Source organism: Sulfurimonas hydrogeniphila (genome assembly GCF_009068765.1).
In the GTDB taxonomy this organism is placed as follows: domain Bacteria; phylum Campylobacterota; class Campylobacteria; order Campylobacterales; family Sulfurimonadaceae; genus Sulfurimonas; species Sulfurimonas hydrogeniphila.
Genome location: NZ_CP035534.1, coordinates 2,224,174 through 2,249,054, shown reverse-complemented (window position 1 = coordinate 2,249,054; position 24,881 = coordinate 2,224,174). Strand labels below are relative to the sequence as shown.

Below are 24,881 nucleotides of genomic sequence, written 5' to 3'. Positions count from 1 at the left end.
CAAGGGTATTAATGAGAGAAGCATATCAAACATTTTTTCAACATTTTAAAATAGATTTTCAAGATATTATAGAATTTGGCGTTGAACTAGATACAATTTATCCAAAACCAGATGAAATTAAAGTAGAATGGAAAAGCTTAATTAACTCTATTCAAAACAATAATGAAGTATTTATTAGAGGATATGGAAGAGATGCAAAAGGGACATATTTATATCAAGAATTATTCAAAATTATATTAAATAATAACAATATTAAAAAAGATTCAACTAATAATACTAAACCTACACAATTATTACAAAAGATAACTGGATTTTCTAAAACAATAAAAAAAGATAATGAAAAAAAGAAAAAAATCAGTAATTATCAAGTTACACATATATTTGGAAAAACTAAAAATCCTTTTTTATTTACAGCACCTTGGAATATAGTATGGAAATCAAAAATTTTAGACCCCTTCACAGGACATGAATCAAAAGGTGAAAATACTGAAGAGTATAAAATTGCATTTATAAAAAAATCAAAAGAACTGTACTCTGAATTTATAGATGAATACAATAGTTTAGCATTAAAATATTTTTCTGAAGATAAATTAGAAAAAGCATTTGACATAATGGAAAATAGTTTAGATATTGATAAAACAACCTTCAACAAGTTTAAAATTGATGCTAAAAACGAGTTAAAACCCATAGAATAAAGAATGGTTTAAAAAGATAACAAAACAGAGTATCCAATAAATTACCTAGCGGAAATTTATCGGCTATCTTCAACCGTTATCCGCTCACTGTGTGACCGGATAACGGGGGCGCGGGTTGAACACCCGCTAGTCATCTGTCGCACAGCGCCAGATAACAAGCGGGAGGAATGAGCAACAACATCAGAAAATAAATTTTCAGATGTCGCCGTCATTCACCCGCGCCCCCGTTGTACAAAGAGAAAAGGAAAAAATATGGGATTAAATTTATCAGATACTTTAGTTATTGGAGTTACTGCTACTGCTCTTTTTGATTTAAGTGAAGCTGATGCTGTTTTTAGAAAAAAGTATAAAGAAGATAAAGATACTGCAATATCTGAATACCGTCAATTTATGCTTACAAGAGAAGACCAAGATTTACAAGATGGAACAGGTATGCCACTAATTAAAGCACTTCTTCAACTAAATAAATATAAAAAAAATACTGATAAAAATTTACTTATTGAAGTTGTAGTTATGTCTCGAAATAGTCCAGAAACTGGTATTCAAGTTTTTAACAATATAAGAAGTAAAAAACTAGGCATTACACGACATGCTTTTACAGGTGGAGAATCTGTAACAGATTATCTTGAAGCTTTTGATGTAGATTTATTTTTAACAACAGATATTAAAGATGCTCAAAGAGTACGAGATTCAAATACTTGTGCTGTTGCATTAGTAAAAGAACCACCTACAGATATAGAAAAAATACCTGAAGGACAAGTTAGAATAGCATTTGATGGTGATGCTGTAATCTTTGATGAAAGTAGTGAAATAGTTTTTAAAGCTAAAGGTATTGAAGAATTTTATAAAAATGAAGATTCAAAACAGAATGAACCAATGATAGAAGGTCCTTATGCTAGTTTACTAAGAAAACTTGCAAGATTACAAGATAGATTACCATTTAGTGTCGAATATTCTCCTGTTCGTATTGCGATTGTTACAGCTCGTAATGCTCCTGCTGAAATGAGAGTAATTAAAACACTTCGTGCATGGGGTGTTTATGTTGATGAAATATTTTTTCTTGGAGGACTTGACAAATCGAAAATATTAAGAGCGTTTAAAGCTCATATATTTTTTGATGATCAAGATACACAATTAGATGAAACTTCACATTATATTCCATCAGGAAAAGTCCCTTATACTAGTGATTCTGTATTAAATAGTAAAACAAAAATTTCTAAAAACATTGTATTCAAACAGACTACATAAACATGTACAACAAAACATAGTAGCCAATAAATTACCTAACGGAAATTTATCGGCTATATTCGACCGTTGTGTGAGGATAAAAATATGAAAAATATAATTTTAGTTATACTTGTTGCTGGTCATTTACAAGCAGGAAATTTACTTGTTGATGGATCAAAAGCATGGGAACAAATTGAAAATGGTAATAAAAATTACAATAGTTTAGCTCTTGGATTTTACATGGGAACTATAAGTGGTGTTTCAGCATCTTTAGATGGTAAGCAATTTTGTATTCCGAAAGATATTAGCAATAATCAGCTATGTGCAATTGTAAGAAAATATATAAAAAACAATCCGGAAGAATGGAATAATGGCAATTGGATGATTTTCTCTTCTTTAGGACAAGCCTTTCCATGCAAAAAGAAAAAATGAATTAGTAAATATTAAAGAGAGATTAGATAATATACAATAAAAACAAGTATAAAGGGTGTTTTATACCAACAATATCAATGTTTTATGGAATCATTATTAGAATGTATTGTGCTCCAAGAGAGCATAACCCTCCACATATTCATGTATATTATCAAGATGATAAAGCTGTTATAGATATTCAAAAGTGTGAAGTTACGTAAGGAAAACTACCAAAAAACAAGTTGAAAATTGTTTTGGCATGGGTTGAAATCCGAAAAGAAGAGTTAATGGCAGATTGGACTTTAGCTCAAAATGGTGAACTGCCATTTAAAATTGACCCTTTAAAATAGGAGGATAGCATGTATTTATCAGTCAAAGAGGTAAAACCTTTAAATAATTATCTTTTATTGTTAAAATTTGAAAATCAAGAAGAGAAAATATTTGATGTAAAACCCTATCTTAACACAGGGAAGTTCCAAGAACTAAAAGATGAAAATTTGTTTAAAAGTGTAAAAGTATGCTTTGATAGTATTGAGTGGGATAACCAGTTAGATTTAGACCCAGAACTTTTATATGAAAAGTCATACAACAAAACAGAGTAGCCAATAAATTACACTCCCTATGTTTGAATATCTTTCATACTTTACTACTGATTGACTTGTTGTCTTAGCTTTTAGAAGGCACTATACATTTCTTTGGCACGTTTTGTTTTTTTGTCATGGTTTATTCGCAGAAGGGCATAGAAGTTTGCTGCTATGTTGCGCTGTTTTTGTAGCTTTGCTGTGGTGATTTTTTTATTTCTTTTTTGGTTGTATGTCGCCAAGAACATTTTTGTGTAGAGTTGCCTGTTTTTTGGATTGAAAGAGAGCAGGGCTACGCTCGCGTCAAAGGCAAACTCTCCCAAACCGCCGTCTATAAAATCAAATACGGCTATGTTGTTTTTGTGAAAAAGGGTATTGTCTTTGAAAATGTCTCCATGGATGAAACCTTCGTTCTTTTGGCGTAAATTTTGCAGTGAGCAGAGCTTTTTATAATAATAAAAATGATTTTTCTTTACAAAATCCAGCATACTGTTGATATTGTATGCGTTTAAAAAAGGAGAAGCATCCGTAAAATCTTTACTCACAGTATGAAATTGTGCCAAAAATCTTGCGAGTGCGCGAATATGGAAGAGTTGTATGTTTTTTGGCATACTGCCCTGGAGTTTTGAGTAGAGATACCAGCCATTTTTTTCTTCCAAAAACTGCGGTGTATTGAGTTTACATGTAAAGAGATGCTTTAAAAGTGCCTGTTCTGTTTGCACCTTTTTGCCCGTCTCTCTTTCATATTTTTTTAAAATATAGCTGTTTTTGCTGTTTTTTACAATGTAGGTTGTATCCATTATGCCGTTTGTTGTGGGGATAATTTGCTTAAAACCATAGTCGGGAAAAATCCGACATAGTTGTTCAAGCGTTAATTCTGTTTTGACACCCATTTAAACCTGGCAGACTTTCATAATCTTTGCCCAGTCCAGGTCAAAATGTTTCTCGACATAGGCTCTGTGATGCGGTACACTGCATCCGGAACAGTCTTGATGTATTTTATCTCCGTAGACACCCTGTCTGCCGTCTTTTGAATCAATATCACAAAAACTGTACTGTGTTTTTTCTTTTACTTTTTGAATGCCTTCGTCATTAAAACGAAAATTCGGACAGGAACAAAGATAGCAGTTGAGATTCTCCATATCATGGCATTTTTTATTTTTGGCATAAAGCGGACAAAAGTCACTCTCTTTTTCTTTCATGTTTTCAAAATCAAAGTAGTCGATGATCTGCTGTTTTTTGAAGTTTTGTGCTAAAAGTTTATCTACAATCTTTTTATGTTTTTTTGCATGGTTTTGTACCCAGTCAATGTAAGCCAACTAAAGTTCCTTTTTTTGAAATTATAGTATAATTTGGAATAAACAAATTAAAGGATGCAAAAATGCATATAGAAGCAGGCGTAGTTGAAGGCGCTAAAATGTTTTTGAGCTATGGAACTGCAACAGCAGTGCTTGGAGCTACAGCAAAAACAGCGTATGACAATATCAAGGAAAATGGTGCTTTGTCTTTAGTATTTAAAAGTATAATAGCAACGATTATAGTATTTTGTTGTTTTGAAGTTTTACCACACTACCCAATAGGTGTAAGTGAAGTGCATCTTATTTTAGGAACAACCATATTTTTAGTATTTGGCATTGCTCCTGCCGCAATTGGTTTGGCTTTGGGACTTTTAATTCAGGGACTTTTCTTTGCTCAGTTTGATTTGCCTCAGTATGGCATCAATGTAACAACGCTTCTTGCAAGTATGTTTGTTTTAAATATAGCAGCAAAAAAAGTGATACCGGAAGGTGTGGCATATAAAGATATAAGCTATACACAACTCTTAAAACTTTCTGTTGTCTGGGAGGGGAGTATTGTTTCATGGGTTGCTTTTTGGGCACTTTATGGGCAAGGATTTGAAGTTGAAAATTTACAAAACATTGCTACTTTCGGTGCGGCGTACATGTCTGTGATTATTATAGAACCTTTGGTAGACATTGCAGTTTTAACTGCCGTAAAAGCTTACGACAAAACAAATGAATGTGCATTTTTATTTGACAAAAAACTTTGTCATGCGTAAAAGAAATCAGGATTTTATAATCCTAATTTCTTGAGCTCTATCTCAATATTTTTTCTAAATATTTCTCGAACTTCTTCTTGCTCTATGAGGTTGAACTTTTCATCTTGTGTGATTGGCTGAACAATACTTGCATCTGCATACTCGCTCACTTCTTCACATATCTCTTTCATATCTTTGTCGTAGTGATTCCCACTGACCAGAAGCATAGGAACAATTTGAACTTTTCGCTCTTTATCACCTTGCGTGAGTTTGAGTATGTCGCGTTTGATGGCATCTTTTACAGCATAAAATGGAAACTCTCCCTCTAAGGAACAGGTGAGATTTCTTTCATTGAGCATTCTTAAAAAGTTTGCTGCGTAACTGACAGCTTCAAGTCCACCGATATTTAAAACAGGAACACCATGGATGATATAAAGGTTAATAATGTCTTCTTTTTTCTGTCGTATACGTTCATCAAGTGCTTTAAGATAAAGTGATGTCTCTTTTGTTTTTTGTAATAGAGGGTTCGTATATCTAATATTTGCTAAAGAAAACTCCCGAAATCCTTTAACCATTCTCATAAGGACTTCATGTTCATCTGTCGGGAAAATATTTACACTTACTATGATATAACGCTTATAACCCTCCATATCAACATCTGCCATCACCTGAGGAAGATTTTTATATACTTCGCCTTTTTTTGCCAACTCTTTAATGACCATTTTTGAAGAAAATGCAGTAAAAACAGGAATCTCTGTAAAGGAGTCTTGTATAAATTTTTCAAACTCCAAATATTTTTCCTGCTCTATCACCGAACCAAAACAGGAGAGAATTATTGCCGTGCCTTTGTTATAATGTCTATATCGTTTCATAATACACCAATCTAATTTTTTGCAAATTATAGGATAAAAAGTTGAAAAAAGCATTATTAATCTCTGCAATCGCATCCAATCAAGGAAAAACACTTCTTACCATGGCTCTCTTGTATCATTATAAGAAGAATGTACGCCCTTTTAAGTGTGGGCCGGATTTTATTGATCCGCAGTTTCACGAACGTATAGCCGGTATTCCATCTGTTAACCTTGATGGATACATGATGAATCAAGTGCAGCTGCAATGGATGTTAACAAAGTATTTTGACAAAGATGTTGCCATTTTGGAAGGTGTTATGGGTTACTATGACGGAATGGACAAGGGTGCAAGTGCTTATGATGTGGCAAAAACTCTCAATATTCCTTCTCTTTTAATTCTGGATGCAGGCGGCAGTTACATAACTGTTGCTGCAGTTTTAAAAGGTTTGCTCTTCTTTAGAAAAGACAATACGATAAAAGCAGTAGTGCTCAACAAAATTTCTTCTGCCATGCACTATGAACTCGTAAAAAAGCATATAGAAGCAGAGTGTGAAGGGATTGTAGTCTGTGGTTGGATACAAAAGGGATTACAAACTTTAAATGCAACGCACTTGGGGCTTGATTTAAAAGAACTAGATTCTTATATGGTAGAAAAAATTTCAAAAGAGGTATTGGAACATATTGATATAGAGCAGTTAGAATCTGTTATGAAAACTGTTTTAGAAAATGTTAGTGTATACCCCTTTGAGAAAGTAATAAAAAGAGATGAAAAATGTGTACTTGTGAAAGATGAAAACTTTTCTTTTGTGTATCATGACAATATAGAGTTTTTAAAAGAACTTTACAAAGAAGTGCAATTTATAAGCAGTACAAAAGATGAAGCAATTCCAGATGATGCAGATCTTGTGATATTACCGGGTGGCTATGTGGAGACAGATAGCCATTATGCAAAAATAAAAGATTCACATAATTTTAAAAACTCTTTGAAAGAGCACGTCAAAACTAAAAAAGTTTATGCAGAATGTGCCGGGTTTATTTATCTTGGTGAGACTTGTGATGAAAAAAAGATGAGTAAAATATTACCTATAACCTTTACACTCACAAAGAAACGTGAGCGTTTGGGTTACTACAAATGTGAGTTTGATGGAGAGGTCATCAAAGGACATGCTTTTCACTATTCTAAAATTATTGATGCACCAAAAACAGATATAAAGCTCTATAAAGTTTCAAAAAAAAGTGCAAAAGAGGGAGGCTATAGACAAGACAATATTTTTGCTACCTATTTACATACAATGTGGCGTATTAATTTTTGTATGTGACGCATTTATCTAAAAGTTTTTCACGTTCCCAGCCTAAAGTTTTAAGCTCACTCTCTTGATAAAATTCATCTACATAGCCTACACAAAGGTAGGCTATAAGGCGTGAGCCTTGTTTTACATGTAAAGTATTGAGCACTTTTTTCTCATCGAGTATGCTCACCCAACCTATGCCAATGTTTAAGGCTCTTGCCATAAGCCACATATTTTGAACGGCACAGACAACACTATATTCACCCATTTTTTCCATGCTGGTCATTCCCAAAATATTACCTTGTTTTGGTTCATAGAGTACAGCAATGTTCAGAGGGGCTTCTTTTATGCCCTCTAATTTTAATTTTTTATAAAGAGGGTTGTCTTTGAAGATTTTTTTCGCCTTTGTGTTTTCATGGTCAAAATTTTCTATAAGTCTTTGTTTTATGTTTTTGTCGCTGATGACTATAAATTTCCAAGGCTGCGAGTAACCCACAGAAGGTGCCGAAATAGCTGCTTCTAAGATCATATTGAGCTTTTCTTTTTCTACTGCTTTGTTTATAAATCTGTTTCCTCGGACATCTCGTCTAGCTTTTATAATATTTAAGAGTTTGTCAGCATCGTCTTTTGTAAAGTTCATACGTAATTATACTGTGTTATAATCCTTATTAAAAAAAAAGAAGAGAATGTATGGACTTTATTCTGGAAGAACCCCCTATAAATATCGGTGCAGATATTAGCGAAAAATCTTTTGAAATGATAGAAGATGAAATTGTTTCTTATCCGAAATACCATGAATTTGATGAAAATGAAAAAGCACTTGTTGCAAGACTGATTCATACAACAACCTGTTTTAATGAGGTTATAGACAATATTTACTTTAGCAAAAACGCGATGCTTAAACTCAAAGATCTGTTGCAAAACAAAGCAAAACTCATTGTTGATACCAATATGATTCGATCAGGATTGAGCCAGTTTTATTTAAATAAGTATGAGAACGAAGTTATCTGTTATGTCAATGAACCCGAAGCTTTTGAAATGGCAGAAAAAAATGCTACAACCCGTTCTTATGCAGCAGTAGAACTTGCAATACAAAAGTTTCAAAACGAGCCTATGGTTTTAGCCTGTGGAAATGCTCCGACGTTTATTTATGCAGCGGTAAATACATTGATAAAAAATAAAGTAAATCTTGAAAATGTCATGTTTTTACTTTTTCCTGTTGGTTTTGTCAATGTGGTCGAATCTAAAGAGTATGGAAAAAAATTTATAGAGCATTTTGGTGCTGAGGGCATTATTCTACAAGGCAGATACGGTGCATCAACGATGGTTGTCGCATCACTGCATGCAGCCTATAAGCTTATAAAAGACTTTGACACAGGGCAAGGAAAATATAATGGCAAGTAGTCTGATAAATTCACATTCAAGTTCAAAATACGGTAGTAACCCAGTAAAAAAAGGTGAAGTGCGTCTGAATGAAATGGGCAGTGAAGTGGTTGAAGGCTATACATGTAAACCAAAAAACTATGATAAAAATCGCCCAATTATGCACTATAAAACACTGCTCCTTTTGTGCGATGACGAGCGATGTGGTAAAGCGGGCAAAGATGACAGGGCAACACATTTGCGTGAGATTCTAAAGGAGATGGGGCTTAATAAGGGAGAAAATCGTATAAAGATAAGCCGTACAGGCTGTTATGGAGCATGTAGATTTCGCCAAGTTTGTCAAGTAACAGAAAATACGCAGGCAAATGGTAATGCAAAAAACAACGCACTTTGGTTACGGCACACACATAATTTTACAGACAAGCAGTGGCGAGAACTTTTTAAGCTTTTAAGTGAAGATAAAATTCTTTTAGAGATGTTGGATGAGAAGTATTTTATTCCTATGAAGGTTTATAACTAAATTCGCATGAGTGAAAAACTAAAGTCGGGGTACACAACAGGAACACATGCAACAGCAGTGTTTTTAGCGACTTTGTATGAATATTTTGGTAAGCTTCCTATGCAAAAGTTGTCAGTAGTGTTGCCACAGGGTGCAGAAGCACTTATAGATGTTGGGCAAAAGGAGAGGCTTTGTTATGTTAGTGTTAAAGGTGATAATGACGATATTGATGTAACCAAAGGATGTGAAATTAGCTGTAAACTTTTAAAACAAAAACCGCAAAAGATTAAAGAACAAATGCCCTCACTCCTAAAAATTAAGAATACAAAAGTCTATGTTTATGCCGGAGAAGGGATAGGAATCGTCACAAAAAAAGGGCTGAAAATCAGTCCTCCGCATCCTGCAATAAATCCTGTACCTCTTGCCATGATGCTGGAAAATGCACAAAGTATTGTAAAAGAATCGAAAGAAGTTTTATATGCCGTGTTTAGTGTTAAAGATGGAGAGCACATAGCAAAAGATACGGCAAATGCAAAGGTTGGCGTAGTTGGCGGCATTTCTATTTTAGGTACCCGAGGCATTGTTAAGCCGGTTTCTTCTTCTGCGTATATTGATTCTGTTACAGCTGAAATAGATGTCGCAGCGGCAGAGTCACAGGAGGAAATTATTTTTACTCTTGGTAATTCTGCGCATGATTTTGCGAAAAAATATTATAATGAAAGTTCTATTATAGAGATTGGTAATTTTGTGTATGATGCATCTTCTCGGCTGAAAAAACACAGAATAAAAAAATTGATATTTATAACAAGTGTTGCAAAAATGTGTAAAGTAGCACAGGGTTTTAAAAATACACATAACAAATATGGCAGTATTGATTTTGATGAGGTGAAAATTTGGTTAAATTCAGAACTGAATTTTAAACTGGGCAATGAAGAATTTGTAACCTTAAAAGGAGTTTTACAAACTCTGCCGGATGAGTATAAAGAGCCATTTATAAAACTTTTAGGGTATAAATCTGCTTTGAGATTGAAAGAGTGGTTTTTAGAGCTTGGTTTACATGTACACGAGGTTGAAACAATTACTTTGCCAAATGAGATAAAGGAAAGGCTAAAATGGTAACAATAGCAGGCTCAGGGATGGGTGAATATAATTTTAAGAATATAGATGTTGATTTCTCAAAATTTGATATGATTTTTTGCGATCAAAACTATGAAACCCCTTTGCCAAATGTGACAAAGGGAAATTTTAAAGTTGTCAAAGAAGCAATATTAAATAATCTTGACAAAGAGTTACTCTATGTAGTCAGTGGTTCACCTACTTTTTTTTCTGGGGCAATTTTAATTATAAATGCACTTAAAAAACAAAAGATTGCTTTCAAAATTATTGATAACACTTCAAGCCTTAATTATATGTTAGCTCATGAGGGTGTAAGTCTTGTTAAAACAGGCATTATAACTTTACATGGAAAAAACTTTGTGGATTTACAAAACTTTTTGACAAAAGAGTACACTTTTATTGTTTGTGATAATGATACACCTCGTGTTTTGTCGCAGGCTATAAGTTTTTTAGATGAAGATGACATAAGTATTACACTTGGTGAAAAGTTTGGTTATGAAGATGAGACTTTTTCTACGACAACATTACAAAAAATGCTAGAAAAATCACCTCGTATGCCTTATTCTCTTCTTGTTAAACGAAAGTATAAGCCACTACCTAATATCTCAAGCGAAGAAAGTATTGAACATGAAAACGGGATGATTACCAAAAGCTATAAGCGACATATTTCTTTACAAAACCTTGAACTGCAGCCAAATATGCTTTTGTGGGATATAGGAGCTGGTTCTGGCTCTGTTAGTATAGACGGCTACAAACGTTATAAAGTAAAAACTATTCTTTTTGAAAAAAATCCCAAACGTTCGGCTATGATAAAAAATTCATTAAAAAAGCATAAAGTACTCGATACAAAACTTTATGAAGGCGAAGCAAGTGAAGCATACAAGAAAGAATTAAGCACGCCTGAGAGAATTTTCATCGGTGGTGGCGGACAAAAAGTGATAGCTGAACTTGAGTACCTCTATGGACGCTTAGCCAAAGGCGGTATTCTGGTAGCTAACTTTGTAACACTTACAAACCTAACACAAGCTATCACTGTTTTAAGAAAAGCAAAAATTTCTTTTGACGTTAAAAGCATTAGTCTGACAACTTATAAAATGAGCCTGCTTATGCCAGAACCTGAACGCATTATGCATCAGATTATACTAAAGAAGGAAATAAATGATTAAATTTGTAGGAGCGGGTCCAGGGGATCCTGAACTTATAACTGTAAAAGGGATGAAAGCCTTACAGGACGCTGAAGTAGTTTTATACACAGGTTCCCTTGTTCCAAAAGAGCTACTTAAGTGGTGTCAAGAGGGAACGATTATAGAAAACTCGGCAGATATGAGTTATGAGGATATTTTTAGCTTTATAAAAAAATATGCCCAGAATAAATTTGTGCGTTTGCATACGGGGGACAGCTCTATTTACTCTACCATAGCCAAACAGATAAAATTTTTAAGAAGTGAAAATATAGATTTTGAGATTATTCCGGGAGTTACTGCAGCATTTGGTGCGGCAGCATCGGCGGGTATTGAATATACTATTCCCGGAGTATCACAGACGCTTATTATCTCCCGTATTGAGGGGCGTACTCCAAATCCAGAAAGTCTGGAACAACTTTTGTCAAACAAGCACTCTTCTTTTGCGTTTTATCTCTCTATCTCACTTATACAAAAACTCAAAGAGACAGCTTATAAATTAGGCTATAGCAAAGATACACCTTGCTGGGTTGTTGAAAAAGCGACATGGTCTGATGAAAAAATTTATAAAGCCACTATTTCTACTATACAAGAGCAGGTTTTACATGTAAAGGGTGTTGCACTCATCATGTTTGGCAAATTTTTACACCAAAACTCAACGGCAGAATCTCATCTGTACGCAGACAAATACAAACAAGAGAGTCAAAGGAAATCAAAATCATTATGAAAATAGCAATAGCAACTATAAATAATCCTTCATTAGAAGCAGCAAAAAAACTTTTACCTTATCTGCAAGGACATGAATGTCATATTTTTAACAAAAGTGAAGATGGTACAACAAAAGAGGCGGCTTTTCACATTTTTACCAAAGTCGATGATATCATGCCTACGGCATGGGCTGAGTTTGACGCCATCATCTTTTTAATGGCAACGGGTGCAGTCATTAGAAAAATTGCACCACACTTAAAAGATAAAGCAACAGACCCTGCTGTGCTCATAATGACGCTTGATTTAAAAAGAGTAATTCCTTTACTTTCAGGGCATTTGGGAGGTGCAAATGAACTTGCCAATGAATTGTGCGCAAAGATAGAAGGCTGTGTGAATTTTGTAACTACGGCAAGTGATCAGATAAAAGTTCTTGCTTTTGATATGTTTGCAAAAAAGTACGGTTTTACTATCAGCAACTTAAAATCTTTAGCAGAGGTTTCCAATGCCATCATCAACAAGAAAAAAGTACAGGTAATAAGCTATCCCTGTATGATTGAGGCAGTAAAAGAGTTTGAAGGTTACAAAGAGGAAAATTTTTCTTTTTTTATGCCAGATGATTTAGGAAAGTGGGATAAAAATATACCGACTGTCTATATTACTCCGCAAAAGCTACCAAATAGTGCACTACAAATTCATCCGCAAGAGATAGTTTTAGGGCTTGGGATGAACAGAGGCACAAGTGCTGATGAAATAGACAAGGCAGTTACAAGATTTTGTTTTGAACACGGTATAAAAAAAGAACAAATTACAAAACTTGCAAGTTTTAGTGCTAAAGCGGATGAAAAAGGTTTACTTCAATATGTTTCAAACATAAACAAAGAGTTAGAATTTTTCAGCGAGGATGCCATTAATGCACTCCCTGAGAAGTTTAGCCCTTCGCAGGCGACAAAGTTTTTTAATATTAAAGGAGTGGCTGAACCGGCTTCTTTATTGGCAAGTAAAAACAGAACACTTTTTTTAAGTAAAAGAATTTACGGCGCGGTAACGATTGCCGCTTCATTTTAATATAAGGAGCAAAAACAAGATGGGAAAATTAACATTAGTCTCAACCGGCGCAGGTGGTGACAGATATTTGACACAAGAGGCAATAAACGCAATACGTGAAGCGGATTTAGTTGTAGCTTATACCAAATATGCCAAGGATTTACCAGAATTGGTAGCAGATAAAGAGGTTTTTACGACGCCAATGACAAAAGAGATAGAACGTGTTCAGCATGCCATAGATGAAGCTAAAAAAGGCAGGACTGTTGCATTGCTTTCAAATGGTGATGCAAATGTTTATGCTATGGGTTCTTTGGTTGTTGAACTTATAGATACGCTTGACTTGTGGGAAAGTATAGAATATTCGGCTTTACCTGGGATTAGTTCTGTTTTAGCACTTGCGAGTGAAGTCGGTGCGCCTATTAGTCAAGATTTTTGTCTTATATCACTTTCTGATAGGCTAACAGATGCTGGGTTGATTCAAAAACGATTACGTTTGGCTTTGGAGGGAGATTTCATTATCTCAATTTATAACCCAAAAAGTAGAAGTAGACTTGAGCCGTATGAAGGAATGCTAGAACAGTTGAAAAATATTGATGCAAATCGCCCTGTAGTAGTTGCAAGAGATTTAGGGCGTGAAAATCAGATGATAAAAATAATTACAGCAAAAGAGTTGATAGATGCAGGCGTAGAAAATGAAGATGTAAATATGTCTACGACACTGCTTATAGGAAACTCTACAACAAAACTTACAAGGGATGGCAGAGTTTTAACACCAAGAGGCTATTTAAATAAATATGACTTAAGTGGTATGCAAAAGGGTGAATGGGAAAAGATTAACTAGCGCCTTGCAAAATTGATAAAAAGGGTCATATACTTTTTGACTTTACTAATCTTTGAAGATGTGATTTTAGCATCTTCAAGATACATATTTTCAAAAGTATAAAAATTACCTTCTCCTAAAACCTCTGTATTCATTCCGATTTTTGGGCGCATTAAAATTTCTGTAGTTTTGACTTCAGATCGTGGATTTATAGGCTTAATGATGAGTTTTTCATCACCTAAACAAAGTGCTTTTTGCACTTCGGCGGAAGCGGCGCTAAATGAAGTGACACCTGCTATAACTTTACAGCTTTTATAGATTTTTTCATTTTTTTCTTTGATAATGTCAAGCAGATAGTAGATACTTGAGTAAATAGCAGCATCTCCAAGTGTGACAAAGCAGACCTTATTGTATTTTTGCAGTGTCTCTAAAATTATATCGGCCTCGTGTACCCAGTCTTCATAGTTAAAATGCATAGGTGAATAAACCGGTACAATAGTCTTGGTTACATGTAAGAGTGAAAGCGCATCCGAGACGATTTTATAGCTGATAGATTTTGTAAAAGTATTGTCTTCGCTTTTTGTAGGTACACAGATGGCATCACATTCCCTAAAAGCATTGAGTGCTTTAAGTGTCAAGAGTTCAACATCTCCTGGACCTAAAGAGACCATAGTAAGTTTTTGATTCATTGTTTTCTTTTTGTGAAATTATAACTAACTTCTTATAAAGTGTGCTTTTTGTGAATGATTTGTATGTTAGAATTAAGTTATGAAACTTTCACATTTAGAACAAATTACTGATTATTTACAAAATTTTAAAAAAATATCTGCTGCATTTCGGGTAAGCGACAGCATCATCAAAATTGTTTTTGACAAAAATGATGCGCTTTATTTTAACATGCAACGCTCGAATTCAAGCATATTCAAATGTGAAGAGTACCCGCGTTCCAAGGTCTATAATGCCCCTTTTGATGTCATTTTAGCCAAACGGTTCAACCGTGCAAACGTCTTACATGCAGAACTGCTCAATGATGATAAAATTATACGCATTAAAACCTCGCTGGCTTCTGCTTATAAAGAAGAAACAACCTATCTGCAGATAGAATTTACCGGAAAATATACCAATGTCATTATTCTGGATGAAGAGAATATTGTGCTTGAAGCACTGCGTCATGTTGATCTGTTTTCCTCTTTTCGGGAAGTTCGGGTTGGGCAAAAACTGCTGGATGTTCCGCCTGCGCCTTTTGTGGCAAAAGAGTATCCGCTTGAGGATGTGGAAGCATTTTTATACGAAGTGTATGAAAAAGAGCAAAATGTAAAACTTGAAGGATTGAAAAAGCAAAAAATTTCCCAGCTTGAGAAAAAACTGCAAAAACTGCAAAAACTTTATGCAAAACTTGATTCACAGGAGAGCCTGGAAAAAGAGGCACAGGAAAATGGGCATTTGGGCAATTTGGTGCTCTCAAATGTGCAAAACATTAAGCCTTATGCAAGAGAAATAGAACTGGAAGATTATGACGGTTCAAAAGTGCACATAGCATTGCAAAAACGCTATCCCACTCCTTTTATGATAAGTGAAATGTTCTTTTCCAAAAGTAAAAAAGCAAAACAACGTGCCAAGCATCTGCATATAGAAGAGGAGTCCCTACGCTCAAAAATAGAACATCTCAAGCGCTTTATACATGTAATCAAAGAGGCAAAAGATGTGGCAAAGATAGAGATGCTTTTGCCCAAAAAAGTACAAAACAAAAAAGTCAGGCAAAATGACTCCATAGAAGTGTTTTGGATAGAAGGCTATAAAGTGCAACTGGGAAAAAATGAAAAAGGCAATGTCGAACTTTTAAAAAATGCACGCGCAAAAGATATATGGTTGCATATGAAAGACCGTCCTTCCGCCCATGTCATCATTACCACTGACAAGCAGAATCTCCCGCAAAACATCATTTTGGCAGGGGCAAGACTTTGTGTAGAATTCAGTACCGCTTCAAAAGACCGCTTTTTGGTCGATTATACTCCCAGACGAGAAGTCACGATACAAAACGGGGCAAATGTGTTGTATAATAAGTATAAGACAATAGAGGTAGATACAAGAGCCTAGCAACAGTCGGCACTGAAGTACCGATTCCGGAAAGTTTCGGAACCTATCCTTTAGAGTGGGCTGAGAATGGCGAAAAGGTAGCAATAGCCGGCACTACAGTACCGATTCCGGAAAGTTTTGGAACCCATCCTTTAGGGTGGGCTGAGAATGGTGAAGAAGTAACAACAGCCGGCACTACAGTACCGGCTTTGTGAACCAAAAGGAAGGAGGAGCCTATGAGTGTCGGAGCTATCGGAAATGTAGTCTTGGTAAACCAGATGACACCTGCCGTCACACCTTTGCAGGGCAATCAATATGTCCGCTTTGATTTGCAAAACCTTGCCGCGCAGGCTGCTGTGCAGGAGAAAGAAAAAGAGATAGAAGAGGTCCGTCCTACCGAAGAGAGTCATGCAATAGACCCAGACCGTGAACACCAAAGAGAAGAAGCAGATCAGGAAACAAACAATCTTCCAAAAAACCAGGGGCATGAAATTGTTGAAGAAAAGAGTGAGGACGAACCGGACGAACCACTGCATCTATTAGATATTAAAGTCTGATTAGATATAATATTTTATCTGAAAAATTTGTAGGGATCTTTTATGAGCATATTACGAGATAGTAGAGAGCGGATAGTCACAGGATTGGCACTTTTGGCCGTTGTGCTGATTGTCGGATTGATAGACAATTTTTTTGTTATGTGGCTTTTTCTTGGGACTGTATACATTTTGGCTTTTAAAGAGGCTGTGGTGCTTTTTGGTGTAGAAAAAGATAATCTTCTGCCATATGCAGCAGCCTTATGGCTTATAGCCGCTTTTTATCCTTACGGGGATGATTTGTTTGTGCTTGCAGGCGTCGGCTATGCATCTGCTGTGGCGTATGACAAAAATCTGAAATGGGTTGACTTTTTACCGTTTATCTATCCGACGGCAGGGCTGCTTTTTATTTTAACAATGTATGAAGAGTATGGCGTACTGTCACTAGTCTGGCTGCTGGGTGTTGTTGCCCTGACTGATATCGGCGCCTATTTTGTAGGCAAAAGCATAGGAAAAACAAAATTTTGTGAGACAAGTCCGAATAAAACCCTTGAAGGTGTCATAGGCGGTGTAGCCCTTGCAACATTTGTCGGCGCATTTTTGGGTGTTTTTGCTGTTGATTTCTGGATTGCTCTTGTCATCTCTTTTATGGTTGCTCTGAGCTCAATATTCGGCGATTTGTTTGAGTCGTCGCTCAAACGCAGTGCCGGGGTAAAAGACAGTGGTGATCTGCTTCCGGGGCATGGCGGCATACTTGACAGAATTGACGGCTACCTTTTTGGTGCGATTGTCATGCTTGTACTGCTTCGCGGACTGGTCTAGTTGATACTTTTAGGTTCGACAGGTTCCATCGGTGTCAATGCTTTGCTGGTTGCCAGACGTTTTGGTATAAAAGTTGAGGTGTTGGTTTGTGGTAAAAATATTACACTTTTAAATAAGCAAATTAAAGAACATAAGCCAAAAGTTGTCGTTGTAGCAAATAAAGCAGATGTTGCAAAAGTAAATCATTCTCGTGTTTATAGTGGAGAAGAAGCTATATTACATGTAATAGAAGAAGCAACCTCCAAACTTGTAGTAAATGCACTGGTAGGTTTTTTAGGCCTGCGTCCGACACTCAAAGCCATAGAATGTGATAAAAAAGTGGCCCTGGCAAACAAAGAATCCCTTGTAGCCTGCGGCAGTTTCATTGATACATCAAAAATTCAGCCTATTGACAGCGAGCATTTTGGATTGTGGTATCTGTTGCAGGAGAGACCGGTAAAAAAAATGACGATTACAGCAAGCGGCGGAGCTTTTCGTGACTGGGATATAACAAGACTGCATACAGCAACACTCTCAGATACACAAAAGCATCCAAACTGGTCAATGGGGCAAAAAATCACAATTGATTCGGCAACCATGGTCAATAAAATGTTTGAGCTCCTCGAAGCACGCTGGCTCTTTGGCGAGGGAGAATATGATGCCATTATTGAGACGCAGTCTTTGATTCACGCGATGATAGACTTCAAAGATGGCTCAACCACAGCACATTTTGCCAATGCGAGTATGCAGTTGCCCATAGCCTATGCGCTTGATGAAAAAATGGATGAAGCGATTTTACCGCATGTTGATCTTGTACAGGTGGGACGTCTGGAGTTTCGCCAAATCAGTCCGGAGCGCTATCCTGTCTGGCAGATTAAAGAAGATCTGCTGAAAAATCCGCAAAGAGGCGTTGTTGTCAATGCGGCAAATGAGGCGGCTATTGAGATGTTTATCGCCAAAAAAATAGGTTTTATGGATATCAGTAAAATTATTATCAATGCGTATGAAAATTTCAGTGATGCACTCCCTTTACATGTAAGCGATATATTCCTTATAGATCAAGAAGTGCGAAAATATGTAGGAAAGAACAGATGGTTTTAAGTATAGAAAGTTCCTGTGATGACAGTGCAATTGCTGTAACAGAAATAGCAACAAACAAACTTGTTTTTCATAAAAAGATTTCACAGGAGATTGAGCACAGCGTATACGGCGGTGTTGTTCCGGAGCTGGCAGCGCGCCTGCATGCAGAGGCTTTGCCAAAGATTTTGGAGCAGTGTGAGCCTTATTTTAAAAAGATAAAAGCGGTTGCGGTGACAACGAGCCCGGGACTTGCCGTTACGCTGATAGAGGGGGTTACCTTGGCAAAGGCAGTGAGTGTTGCACTTGATATTCCCCTTATTGCGGTAAATCATCTTACCGGGCATATTTATTCACTTTTTATTGAAAAAGAGACGCTTTTTCCTTTGACGGTTCTGCTTGTTTCAGGCGGACACACACAAGTGATGGAAGTAAAAAGTCTGACAGACATTGCAACAGTTGCAAAAAGTATGGATGACAGTTTCGGTGAGAGTTTTGACAAGGTCGCAAAGATGATGGGGATGGGATATCCCGGCGGACCGGTTATAGAAAAACTTGCAAAAGAGGGCGACAGAAAAAGATATGACTTTACCGTTCCTCTGCTGCGAACACCAAAATTTGCTTTTAGCTATTCGGGACTGAAAAATGCGGTTCGGCTTGCTGTTGAAAAATCTGAACCGCAAGACTATAAAGATATAGCGGCTTCTTTTGAATATACTGCAAGCAAACATCTTGTACACAAACTTAAAAAATATTTTCAGACAAACCCTCCGAAAAACTTTGCCATTGTCGGGGGTGCAAGTGCAAACCAGTATCTGCGAGGGGAAATAAAAAAGCTGCTGCAGCCTTATAATGCACAACTACTTTTGAGCGATTTAGAGTACTGTTCTGATAATGCGGCTATGATAGGGCGGGTTGCAGTGGATATGTACAAGCAGGGGATGTTTACTTCCTTGGAAGAAGTGAGTGTAGCAGCAAGGGTAAAGATGTGATAAATTAAATTTAACTTAAAGCAAGGTTTTCTGAGCTTTAATAAGATAAATATTAGTATTTTAATTGTACAATTCCAACAAGAAAAATCAAACATTCAAAATGAGTGTTAAATAAAGGAAATTGAATATGGCAACAACTAAATTCAAAGGTACAGACGTAGAGTTATTAGGAAATGAAGTAAATGTAGGTGATAAAGCACCAGAAGTTAATGTAGTAAACTCAGATGGTTTGGGTGATGTAAAAGTTGGTGGTGCTCAAGGTACAAAACAACTTATCATCGTAGTTCCTTCACTTGATACAGGTGTATGTGCTACAGAAACTCGTAACTTTAATGCAAAAGCTGCAGAACTTGACGGTGTTAAAACTGTTGTTGTTTCTATGGACCTTCCTTTTGCTGCAGGACGTTTCTGTTCAGCTGAGGGAATCGATAAATTAACTGTTGCTTCAGATTTCAGAAACAAAGACTTTGCTAACGCATACGGTGTACTTTTAGGCGGTTCTCCACTTGCAGGTGTAACTGCTCGTGCTATCTTCGTAATTGATGAAAACGGAATTGTAACTTATAAAGAAATCGTTCCAGAAATCACTGAAGAGCCTCAGTATGACGCTGCAATAGAAGCTGCTAAAAAATAGTAACTTCTTTTTAGCTTGCCGCCATTGGTGGCAAAAAAGCAAAATGAGTATGTCTTATTTTGTTTCTCCTTCTGTTTGCATTTTGATTTATTCAAAATGCAAACGCTATCTAATCAAACATTTTTAATTATTCTTCCAGCAATCTCTGATATAATAAAGTAAATTATTTTAACGGGGTTAAACATGAAAAAAATCTTATCTGCTATTGCTGTAAGTACAATTTTGAGCGCTTCGCTTTGTGCCGACATGGCAAGAGTTGAAATCGGTGCGGGTGCATGGGCACAGACACCGTCCGGTACAGCTGATTATAACGCTGGCGGCGGTGTCACAGGTACAAATACATTTGATGAAAAAAAAGACACATCCGCCTATGTGTGGATGCTTGTAAAACATCCGATTCCGGTTGTTCCGAATATCAGACTTGAGTATGTCAGTATCCATGCAACGGGTACGGCAACAGGTTCATGGGGTGGCGTGACTATACCTGGGTCATCAAACAGTGTTTTGGATATCAAAGAGTATGATATTATTCCTTACTATAATATACTGGACAACACTTTTTGGACAACAGTTGATCTGGGGCTGGATATAAAAGTGATGAACATGGACTACACAGTGGCACAAAACGGACCGTTCCCGGGGTATCAGGATTCCTATACCGCACCTATTCCGCTTCTTTATGCAAGGGTAAGAGTGGAAATTCCGACAACAAACATTGCTCTTGAGAGTGATGCAAAGTATGTGACTACAGGTTCTTCGACTATTTATGACGTGCGTGCAAAAATAGACTATACCTTTGACATCTCACCGATTGTGCAGCCTGCTCTTGAAATAGGCTACAGAACACAAAAAATAAAAATAGACGAAGACGGGGAAGATGTGAAAACAGATATGGATTTTTCAGGATTCTATGCAGGTTTAATGCTGCGTTTTTAAGAGGCGTTTTTTGGCCTGCAAGCTTTTAGCCCGCACTGAAGTACGGGTTCCGGGAATCATTGGGAATTCAGACTTCTGTCTCAATGCCATTAAGTTAAGATAAAAGTTCGATATCCTTTCGGAATCTGGGCCTTAGTCTTGAAAGAGACAAAGCCCGCACTGAAAAAAGTACGGGTTTCCGGGATTATTTGGAACCCATCCTTCAGGGTGGGCTGAGAGTGAAAAAAACAGCGGTTGCATGCAAGTTAAAAGAGTGTTTTTGTTTTTGTGTCTAAAATTACGATTTCTAACTCTAGTTTTATTCCAAAGTTGTTAAAAACTTTTTTTTGTGCTTCAGTTATAAGAAAAACGGCATCCTCAAAACTGCCGTTTCCGTGATTGACTAAAAAATTTGCATGGACTCTGCTGAACTCTATATTGCCGACTCTTTTGCCTTTGAGTCCTACCGCCTCTATCAGTCTGCCGGCATAATCACCTTCGGGGTTTTTAAAACAGCTGCCTGCACTCGGGGTTGCAGGCTGGTTGGCGCGCATTTTTTTAAACATTGTTACTTTTTCCTGACTAAAACCATATGTTAAAGAAAAAGCTGCTTCAAGTATGGGTTCTTTGATATTTGTTTTTCTGTAACCAAATTGTATCTCCTCTTTTACATGTAACCCGGAGGGGGTGGTAATACTGATAAGATTGTTAAAAATTTCAAACTCTTTGAGTCCGGCATTCATATAAACAAGACCACCGAGTTTTCCCGGAAGATGGGAAAGAAATTCAAAGTTTGCGATATTGTGCTTTTTACAAAAAGAGGCAATTTTACCCGAGGGTGTTGCTCCGCCGATTTTTAAAAGACCGTTGTTTATTTTTATATAGTTGTATTTTTTATCGAGCATCATCAGTTTTGGTGGATTGGGTCCTATAAGAGTATTATTGCAGGACCCTATGAGAGTGTAGTCTGCCAGATCTGTAAAATCTTCTTCTAAAAGAGCAACATCAACAACATTCCCTATTTTAAAAGAGGAATATTTTGAAAAATCGATACTTTTAAACTGCATTACTCGACAAAGGTGGGAATCATATTAAATACACCGACAGAAAAGTCTGTCATCTCGTTGAGCATCCAGGGCATTGTAAGGACGATGACGATAACCACACCGATTATTTTTGGAATGAAAGAGAGCGTCATTTCATTGATTTGTGTTGTAGCCTGGAAAATACTGACAGCAAGTCCCAAAAACATACCTGTAAGGAGTCCGGGAAGTGCAAGATAGAGTGCAATCTGAAATGTCTGTACGCCAAGTGCTACGAGTTTTGCTTCCATTTATGACTCTCTCAGTGCCGTATACTCTGTAGGGATCAGATAGTCTCTGATTGCAACAGGTTTGTCGTAAAATCCGTGTTCATAGCCTATCTCAAAAAGTTTGTCGATGGCTTCGTATTGAATATCGCTGAGGGTGATGGAGTCATCATTTGCATAGAGTTCAAGATATTTTGCAAGTGTCTGTGCATCTATGCGGACCAGGTCACGTTCTATAAGCATGTGTGAGAGTCTCTCTTTGTGGTCACGGGCAACCTGCACTGCTTTTGTCAGTGTTTTTTCATAATCTATTGCACGATTGAGAGGCAAAGAGCGACGGATTGCCATACCTCCAAGAGGCAGCGGCAACTCTTTGCCGGCAAGTTCCTGCCAGATATCCCACATTTCACGCTCTACTTCAAGTTCGTCCGCAAAAGTTAATATGCTTTCATGTATCAGTACTCCGGCATCCACTTTCCCCTCTTTGACGGCATTCTCTATTTCCAGAAAATTCATATAGCTTATGCGTGCCTCAGGGTAGGCGATGCGAAAAAGCATTGCATTGGTTGTATGTTTTCCGCTGAGAGCCACTTTAAAATTTCGTCTGAGTCGCTGACCCTTTCTTTTGATAAGCTTAGGGCCATAACCTTCACCGAAACTTACAGCGGTCCGAAGAGGAGCATACTCTTCTCTGATATTCGGATAGAGGGCAAAGCTGATGGCTACAATATCATAAACACCGTTAAGTGCATCCTCATTGAGGGTTTGTATATCTTTTGCAATATTGTCAAAGTGTGTATCTTTCATATCTACCCAGCCGAATTTGATGGCATAGTACATAAAAATATCGTCTGCGTCAGGTGAATGTGCAATAAGAGTTTTTTTCATAGGTTTATTTTATCGAAAAATAGATAAAAAGAACTTTTTGATTAAATTAATAATAATGGGAGTATAATTAAATAACATTATTTTTAATATAAGGAGAACAGTTATGAGCAAAGAAGCATTGGTAAAAGTCTATGATAACTACGATGAGGCAGCAGAATTTGTCAATAAACTGCTGGCAAACGGTGTACTGAAAAAATATATTTCAGTAATAGCTAAAGGAGAACAGGAAGAAAAAAACGAATTTAAGTATAAAAAACACAGTGAAAACATTATATTTTGGGGTGAACAGGGTGCTTTTTGGGGCGGACTCTGGGGACTTCTGATGGGCGGTATTCTCTTCTGGGCTCCGGGTGTCGGACCTATAGTGGCAACGGGGCGAATACTTGCATCTATCGCAGGGATGGCAGCAGGGGCTGTAATGTTTGGCGCAACCGGAGCGATGACGGCCTGGCTTGTTGATTTGGGCATAGAAAAATCTTTGGCGGAAAAATACGGAGATATGATACAGGAGAACAAAATACTGGTTATTGTGCATGGAGATGAAGCTGCCGTAGAAATAGCAGAAAAAACTGCAGGTGAAAAGTAAATTATTTTTATTTACTTCTTTTTATGTTTTTTAGCTAAAATTTCATCAAATTCTATGGAAAAAGAATATGATTAAAAATATGGCAAAATGACATAAATTTAAGCATATTGCAAATTTTTACATAAAATAAGTCTAAATTTCATAATAAGTGAGTCCAAAATGGATGCAAACAAACAAAAATCATTAGACTTGGCGATGAAGCAGATAGATAAAGCCTTTGGCAAAGGTGCTTTAATGCGCCTTGGTGATAAGGATATTGTGCCGATCCGGTCTATAAGTACAGGTTCTTTGGGGCTTGATTTGGCACTTGGAATAGGCGGTGTACCGCAGGGAAGAGTCGTTGAGATATACGGGCCGGAGAGCTCCGGTAAGACAACTTTGGCGCTCCAAATTACGTCTGAATGCCAAAAGGCCGGAGGGGTATGCGCTTTTATAGATGCAGAACATGCACTTGATGTCATCTATGCGAAGAATCTTGGCGTAGATATTGACAATCTTCTGGTTTCTCAGCCTGATTATGCTGAACAGGCACTTGATATTGTAGAGACGATTGCACGAAGCGGTGCTATTGATCTGATTGTTATAGATTCCGTGGCCGCATTGACACCAAAAGTTGAACTTGAAGGTGAGATGAATGATCAGCAGGTCGGTGTTCAGGCCCGTCTTATGTCTAAGGCATTGCGAAAGCTCACAGGTGTGCTGAGCAAAATGAACTGTACGATTATATTTATCAACCAGATTCGTATGAAAATCGGTATGATGGGGTATGGCTCACCTGAGACAACATCAGGCGGGAATGCTTTAAAATTTTATGCTTCTGTCCGTATAGACGTGCGTCGTATAGCTTCACTGAAGCAGGGGGAGAGTCAAATTGGTAACAGAGTCAAAGCAAAAGTAATTAAAAATAAAGTGGCCCCTCCTTTTCGTCAGGCAGAATTTGATATAATGTTCGGAGAAGGAATCTCAAAAGAGGGTGAGCTCGTTGACTATGGTGTAAAATTAGACATAATAGACAAAAGCGGGGCTTGGTTTTCTTATGGAGAGACCAAACTTGGTCAAGGCCGTGAAAATGTCAAGGCGAAATTTAAAGATGAGCCGGAACTTGCAGCTGAGATTGAAGAGAAGGTTAAACAGGCGATGGGCATGAGCTCTCTTATGACGATGGATACTTCTGATATAGCAGAAGCCGACGCATAAAAAGCCTTTGAATATTTAAAATTTTTAAGA

Annotated in this window: 30 protein-coding genes and 1 pseudogene; 23 read left to right on the top strand and 8 right to left on the bottom strand. The window is 36.9% G+C overall.

The genetic code is table 11. The annotated features are described in order from the left end of the window. The first annotated feature begins 11 nt into the window (after positions 1 to 11). The 5 genes and pseudogenes from ETP70_RS11890 (at position 12) to ETP70_RS11870 (ending at position 2,935) form a co-directional block, all read left to right on the top strand. Positions 12 to 695, top strand: a complete 684-nt coding sequence (locus ETP70_RS11890) for a hypothetical protein (RefSeq protein ID WP_151901383.1) — start codon at positions 12 to 14, stop codon at positions 693 to 695. 252 nt (positions 696 to 947) lie between these two features. Beyond that, positions 948 to 1,943 (top strand): 5'-nucleotidase, encoded by a 996-nt coding sequence (locus tag ETP70_RS11885; RefSeq protein ID WP_151901382.1) that lies wholly within the window; start codon positions 948 to 950, stop codon positions 1,941 to 1,943. An 84-nt stretch (positions 1,944 to 2,027) separates the two neighbouring features. After that, positions 2,028 to 2,354 carry a Rap1a/Tai family immunity protein gene (locus tag ETP70_RS11880; protein ID WP_151901381.1) on the top strand — a complete coding sequence of 109 codons (327 nt, stop codon included), beginning with the start codon at positions 2,028 to 2,030 and terminating at the stop codon, positions 2,352 to 2,354. Positions 2,355 to 2,431: 77 nt separating this feature from the next. Further along, positions 2,432 to 2,572 (top strand): annotated as a pseudogene (locus tag ETP70_RS12480) (DUF4160 domain-containing protein); the annotation flags it as partial. A 120-nt stretch (positions 2,573 to 2,692) separates the two neighbouring features. Then, positions 2,693 to 2,935, top strand: coding sequence for a DUF2442 domain-containing protein (locus ETP70_RS11870; protein ID WP_151901380.1), 243 nt, complete (start codon positions 2,693 to 2,695; stop codon positions 2,933 to 2,935). 71 nt (positions 2,936 to 3,006) lie between these two features. On the opposite strand, the gene ETP70_RS11865 is transcribed toward ETP70_RS11870, so the two are convergent. Together ETP70_RS11865 and ETP70_RS11860 are read right to left on the bottom strand one after the other, a co-directional pair. Further along, positions 3,007 to 3,807, bottom strand: coding sequence for a phosphotransferase (locus tag ETP70_RS11865; RefSeq protein WP_151901379.1), 801 nt, complete (start codon positions 3,805 to 3,807; stop codon positions 3,007 to 3,009). After that, the gene (locus tag ETP70_RS11860; RefSeq protein WP_151901378.1) at positions 3,808 to 4,233 is read right to left on the bottom strand and encodes a hypothetical protein; all 426 of its coding nucleotides are present in this window, start codon (positions 4,231 to 4,233) and stop codon (positions 3,808 to 3,810) included. It lies immediately after the preceding gene. 62 nt (positions 4,234 to 4,295) lie between these two features. On the opposite strand from ETP70_RS11860, the gene ETP70_RS11855 reads away from it, so the two are divergent. Continuing rightward, entirely contained in the window at positions 4,296 to 4,973 is a 678-nt protein-coding gene (locus ETP70_RS11855; RefSeq protein ID WP_151901377.1) for an energy-coupling factor ABC transporter permease, read from the top strand. 14 nt (positions 4,974 to 4,987) lie between these two features. Here ETP70_RS11855 and ETP70_RS11850 read toward each other — a convergent pair whose 3' ends face one another. Beyond that, positions 4,988 to 5,824: a sirohydrochlorin cobaltochelatase gene (locus ETP70_RS11850; protein WP_151901376.1), complete on the bottom strand. Its 837-nt coding sequence runs from the start codon at positions 5,822 to 5,824 to the stop codon at positions 4,988 to 4,990. A 41-nt stretch (positions 5,825 to 5,865) separates the two neighbouring features. Between ETP70_RS11850 and ETP70_RS11845 the strand changes: the two genes are divergently transcribed. Further along, entirely contained in the window at positions 5,866 to 7,122 is a 1,257-nt protein-coding gene (locus ETP70_RS11845) for a cobyrinic acid a,c-diamide synthase CobB (RefSeq protein WP_151901375.1), read from the top strand. Here ETP70_RS11845 and bluB read toward each other — a convergent pair. Further along, complete coding sequence (bluB, locus tag ETP70_RS11840) at positions 7,106 to 7,732, bottom strand: 5,6-dimethylbenzimidazole synthase (RefSeq protein ID WP_151901374.1); 627 nt, start codon at positions 7,730 to 7,732, stop codon at positions 7,106 to 7,108. The genes ETP70_RS11845 and bluB overlap by 17 nt on opposite strands. A 50-nt stretch (positions 7,733 to 7,782) precedes the next feature. Here bluB and ETP70_RS11835 point away from each other — a divergent pair, with 50 nt between their 5' ends. From ETP70_RS11835 to ETP70_RS11805, 7 genes are read left to right on the top strand one after another with little or no spacing between them, the layout of a single operon-like run. Continuing rightward, on the top strand, positions 7,783 to 8,496 hold the full coding sequence (locus ETP70_RS11835; protein WP_151901373.1) for a precorrin-8X methylmutase: 714 nt from the start codon (positions 7,783 to 7,785) through the stop codon (positions 8,494 to 8,496). Beyond that, positions 8,486 to 8,995 (top strand): (2Fe-2S) ferredoxin domain-containing protein, encoded by a 510-nt coding sequence (locus tag ETP70_RS11830; RefSeq protein ID WP_151901372.1) that lies wholly within the window; start codon positions 8,486 to 8,488, stop codon positions 8,993 to 8,995. The genes ETP70_RS11835 and ETP70_RS11830 overlap by 11 nt, the downstream gene beginning before the upstream one ends. Before the next feature lie 6 nt (positions 8,996 to 9,001). Then, a complete protein-coding gene (gene cbiD, locus ETP70_RS11825; RefSeq protein WP_151901371.1) occupies positions 9,002 to 10,093 on the top strand; it encodes a cobalt-precorrin-5B (C(1))-methyltransferase CbiD in 1,092 nt (363 codons plus the stop codon). Next, positions 10,087 to 11,256: a precorrin-6Y C5,15-methyltransferase (decarboxylating) subunit CbiT gene (cbiT, locus tag ETP70_RS11820; RefSeq protein WP_151901370.1), complete on the top strand. Its 1,170-nt coding sequence runs from the start codon at positions 10,087 to 10,089 to the stop codon at positions 11,254 to 11,256. The genes cbiD and cbiT overlap by 7 nt, the downstream gene beginning before the upstream one ends. After that, positions 11,249 to 11,998, top strand: a complete 750-nt coding sequence (locus tag ETP70_RS11815; RefSeq protein WP_151901369.1) for a cobalt-precorrin-4/precorrin-4 C(11)-methyltransferase — start codon at positions 11,249 to 11,251, stop codon at positions 11,996 to 11,998. The genes cbiT and ETP70_RS11815 overlap by 8 nt, the downstream gene beginning before the upstream one ends. Then, positions 11,995 to 13,044: a cobalt-precorrin 5A hydrolase gene (locus ETP70_RS11810; RefSeq protein WP_151901368.1), complete on the top strand. Its 1,050-nt coding sequence runs from the start codon at positions 11,995 to 11,997 to the stop codon at positions 13,042 to 13,044. Before ETP70_RS11815 ends, ETP70_RS11810 begins: the two co-directional genes overlap by 4 nt. A 19-nt stretch (positions 13,045 to 13,063) precedes the next feature. Beyond that, positions 13,064 to 13,864 (top strand): precorrin-3B C(17)-methyltransferase, encoded by an 801-nt coding sequence (locus ETP70_RS11805; RefSeq protein WP_151901367.1) that lies wholly within the window; start codon positions 13,064 to 13,066, stop codon positions 13,862 to 13,864. Here ETP70_RS11805 and ETP70_RS11800 read toward each other — a convergent pair. Beyond that, complete coding sequence (locus tag ETP70_RS11800; protein WP_151901366.1) at positions 13,861 to 14,532, bottom strand: precorrin-2 C(20)-methyltransferase; 672 nt, start codon at positions 14,530 to 14,532, stop codon at positions 13,861 to 13,863. The two genes, ETP70_RS11805 and ETP70_RS11800, sit on opposite strands and share 4 nt — an antisense overlap. A 79-nt stretch (positions 14,533 to 14,611) precedes the next feature. On the opposite strand from ETP70_RS11800, the gene ETP70_RS11795 reads away from it, so the two are divergent. From ETP70_RS11795 to ETP70_RS11765, 7 genes are all read left to right on the top strand, one after another. Then, positions 14,612 to 15,940, top strand: a complete 1,329-nt coding sequence (locus ETP70_RS11795; RefSeq protein WP_151901365.1) for an NFACT family protein — start codon at positions 14,612 to 14,614, stop codon at positions 15,938 to 15,940. A 215-nt stretch (positions 15,941 to 16,155) separates the two neighbouring features. Then, the gene (locus ETP70_RS11790) at positions 16,156 to 16,476 is read left to right on the top strand and encodes a cupredoxin domain-containing protein (protein WP_151901364.1); all 321 of its coding nucleotides are present in this window, start codon (positions 16,156 to 16,158) and stop codon (positions 16,474 to 16,476) included. Positions 16,477 to 16,518: 42 nt separating this feature from the next. Further along, a complete protein-coding gene (locus ETP70_RS11785) occupies positions 16,519 to 17,274 on the top strand; it encodes a phosphatidate cytidylyltransferase (protein WP_151901363.1) in 756 nt (251 codons plus the stop codon). Beyond that, the gene (dxr, locus tag ETP70_RS11780) at positions 17,275 to 18,354 is read left to right on the top strand and encodes a 1-deoxy-D-xylulose-5-phosphate reductoisomerase (RefSeq protein WP_151901362.1); all 1,080 of its coding nucleotides are present in this window, start codon (positions 17,275 to 17,277) and stop codon (positions 18,352 to 18,354) included. Beyond that, on the top strand, positions 18,345 to 19,322 hold the full coding sequence (tsaD, locus tag ETP70_RS11775) for a tRNA (adenosine(37)-N6)-threonylcarbamoyltransferase complex transferase subunit TsaD (protein ID WP_151901361.1): 978 nt from the start codon (positions 18,345 to 18,347) through the stop codon (positions 19,320 to 19,322). The genes dxr and tsaD overlap by 10 nt, the downstream gene beginning before the upstream one ends. 127 nt (positions 19,323 to 19,449) lie before the next feature. Then, the gene (gene tpx / locus ETP70_RS11770) at positions 19,450 to 19,956 is read left to right on the top strand and encodes a thiol peroxidase (protein WP_151901360.1); all 507 of its coding nucleotides are present in this window, start codon (positions 19,450 to 19,452) and stop codon (positions 19,954 to 19,956) included. 183 nt (positions 19,957 to 20,139) lie between these two features. Further along, complete coding sequence (locus ETP70_RS11765; protein WP_151901359.1) at positions 20,140 to 20,892, top strand: TIGR04219 family outer membrane beta-barrel protein; 753 nt, start codon at positions 20,140 to 20,142, stop codon at positions 20,890 to 20,892. A gap of 245 nt (positions 20,893 to 21,137) precedes the next feature. Here ETP70_RS11765 and ETP70_RS11760 read toward each other — a convergent pair whose 3' ends face one another. Genes ETP70_RS11760 through ETP70_RS11750 form a run of 3 tightly spaced genes read right to left on the bottom strand, consistent with a single transcriptional unit; the run spans position 21,138 to position 23,068 of the window. After that, positions 21,138 to 21,938: a UDP-N-acetylmuramate dehydrogenase gene (locus ETP70_RS11760; protein WP_151901358.1), complete on the bottom strand. Its 801-nt coding sequence runs from the start codon at positions 21,936 to 21,938 to the stop codon at positions 21,138 to 21,140. Next, on the bottom strand, positions 21,938 to 22,204 hold the full coding sequence (gene fliQ, locus ETP70_RS11755) for a flagellar biosynthesis protein FliQ (RefSeq protein WP_151901357.1): 267 nt from the start codon (positions 22,202 to 22,204) through the stop codon (positions 21,938 to 21,940). Before fliQ ends, ETP70_RS11760 begins: the two co-directional genes overlap by 1 nt. Further along, on the bottom strand, positions 22,205 to 23,068 hold the full coding sequence (locus ETP70_RS11750; protein WP_151901356.1) for a menaquinone biosynthesis family protein: 864 nt from the start codon (positions 23,066 to 23,068) through the stop codon (positions 22,205 to 22,207). A gap of 103 nt (positions 23,069 to 23,171) precedes the next feature. Between ETP70_RS11750 and ETP70_RS11745 the strand changes: the two genes are divergently transcribed. Then, a complete protein-coding gene (locus ETP70_RS11745; RefSeq protein WP_151901355.1) occupies positions 23,172 to 23,654 on the top strand; it encodes a hypothetical protein in 483 nt (160 codons plus the stop codon). Positions 23,655 to 23,813: 159 nt separating this feature from the next. After that, positions 23,814 to 24,851 (top strand): recombinase RecA, encoded by a 1,038-nt coding sequence (gene recA, locus ETP70_RS11740; RefSeq protein ID WP_151901354.1) that lies wholly within the window; start codon positions 23,814 to 23,816, stop codon positions 24,849 to 24,851. Positions 24,852 to 24,881: the final 30 nt, after the last annotated feature.

Bases quoted from the DNA above. Each gene is read 5' to 3' on its own strand.
- ETP70_RS11815 (WP_151901369.1), top strand. From the start codon at position 11,249: ATGATTAAATTTGTAGGAGCGGGTCCAGGGGATCCTGAACTTATAACT.
- recA (WP_151901354.1), top strand. From the start codon at position 23,814: ATGGATGCAAACAAACAAAAATCATTAGACTTGGCGATGAAGCAGATA.
- ETP70_RS11885 (WP_151901382.1), top strand. From the start codon at position 948: ATGGGATTAAATTTATCAGATACTTTAGTTATTGGAGTTACTGCTACT.
- ETP70_RS11805 (WP_151901367.1), top strand. From the start codon at position 13,064: ATGGGAAAATTAACATTAGTCTCAACCGGCGCAGGTGGTGACAGATAT.
- bluB (WP_151901374.1), bottom strand. From the start codon at position 7,732: ATGAACTTTACAAAAGACGATGCTGACAAACTCTTAAATATTATAAAA.
- ETP70_RS11890 (WP_151901383.1), top strand. From the start codon at position 12: ATGAGAGAAGCATATCAAACATTTTTTCAACATTTTAAAATAGATTTT.
- cbiT (WP_151901370.1), top strand. From the start codon at position 10,087: ATGGTAACAATAGCAGGCTCAGGGATGGGTGAATATAATTTTAAGAAT.
- ETP70_RS11870 (WP_151901380.1), top strand. From the start codon at position 2,693: ATGTATTTATCAGTCAAAGAGGTAAAACCTTTAAATAATTATCTTTTA.
- ETP70_RS11865 (WP_151901379.1), bottom strand. From the start codon at position 3,807: ATGGGTGTCAAAACAGAATTAACGCTTGAACAACTATGTCGGATTTTT.
- ETP70_RS11785 (WP_151901363.1), top strand. From the start codon at position 16,519: ATGAGCATATTACGAGATAGTAGAGAGCGGATAGTCACAGGATTGGCA.
- ETP70_RS11830 (WP_151901372.1), top strand. From the start codon at position 8,486: ATGGCAAGTAGTCTGATAAATTCACATTCAAGTTCAAAATACGGTAGT.
- fliQ (WP_151901357.1), bottom strand. From the start codon at position 22,204: ATGGAAGCAAAACTCGTAGCACTTGGCGTACAGACATTTCAGATTGCA.
- ETP70_RS11795 (WP_151901365.1), top strand. From the start codon at position 14,612: ATGAAACTTTCACATTTAGAACAAATTACTGATTATTTACAAAATTTT.
- ETP70_RS11750 (WP_151901356.1), bottom strand. From the start codon at position 23,068: ATGAAAAAAACTCTTATTGCACATTCACCTGACGCAGACGATATTTTT.
- ETP70_RS11855 (WP_151901377.1), top strand. From the start codon at position 4,296: ATGCATATAGAAGCAGGCGTAGTTGAAGGCGCTAAAATGTTTTTGAGC.
- ETP70_RS11790 (WP_151901364.1), top strand. From the start codon at position 16,156: ATGAGTGTCGGAGCTATCGGAAATGTAGTCTTGGTAAACCAGATGACA.
- ETP70_RS11745 (WP_151901355.1), top strand. From the start codon at position 23,172: ATGAGCAAAGAAGCATTGGTAAAAGTCTATGATAACTACGATGAGGCA.
- ETP70_RS11800 (WP_151901366.1), bottom strand. From the start codon at position 14,532: ATGAATCAAAAACTTACTATGGTCTCTTTAGGTCCAGGAGATGTTGAA.
- ETP70_RS11810 (WP_151901368.1), top strand. From the start codon at position 11,995: ATGAAAATAGCAATAGCAACTATAAATAATCCTTCATTAGAAGCAGCA.
- ETP70_RS11760 (WP_151901358.1), bottom strand. From the start codon at position 21,938: ATGCAGTTTAAAAGTATCGATTTTTCAAAATATTCCTCTTTTAAAATA.
- ETP70_RS11765 (WP_151901359.1), top strand. From the start codon at position 20,140: ATGAAAAAAATCTTATCTGCTATTGCTGTAAGTACAATTTTGAGCGCT.
- cbiD (WP_151901371.1), top strand. From the start codon at position 9,002: ATGAGTGAAAAACTAAAGTCGGGGTACACAACAGGAACACATGCAACA.
- ETP70_RS11835 (WP_151901373.1), top strand. From the start codon at position 7,783: ATGGACTTTATTCTGGAAGAACCCCCTATAAATATCGGTGCAGATATT.
- tsaD (WP_151901361.1), top strand. From the start codon at position 18,345: ATGGTTTTAAGTATAGAAAGTTCCTGTGATGACAGTGCAATTGCTGTA.
- tpx (WP_151901360.1), top strand. From the start codon at position 19,450: ATGGCAACAACTAAATTCAAAGGTACAGACGTAGAGTTATTAGGAAAT.
- ETP70_RS11850 (WP_151901376.1), bottom strand. From the start codon at position 5,824: ATGAAACGATATAGACATTATAACAAAGGCACGGCAATAATTCTCTCC.
- ETP70_RS11880 (WP_151901381.1), top strand. From the start codon at position 2,028: ATGAAAAATATAATTTTAGTTATACTTGTTGCTGGTCATTTACAAGCA.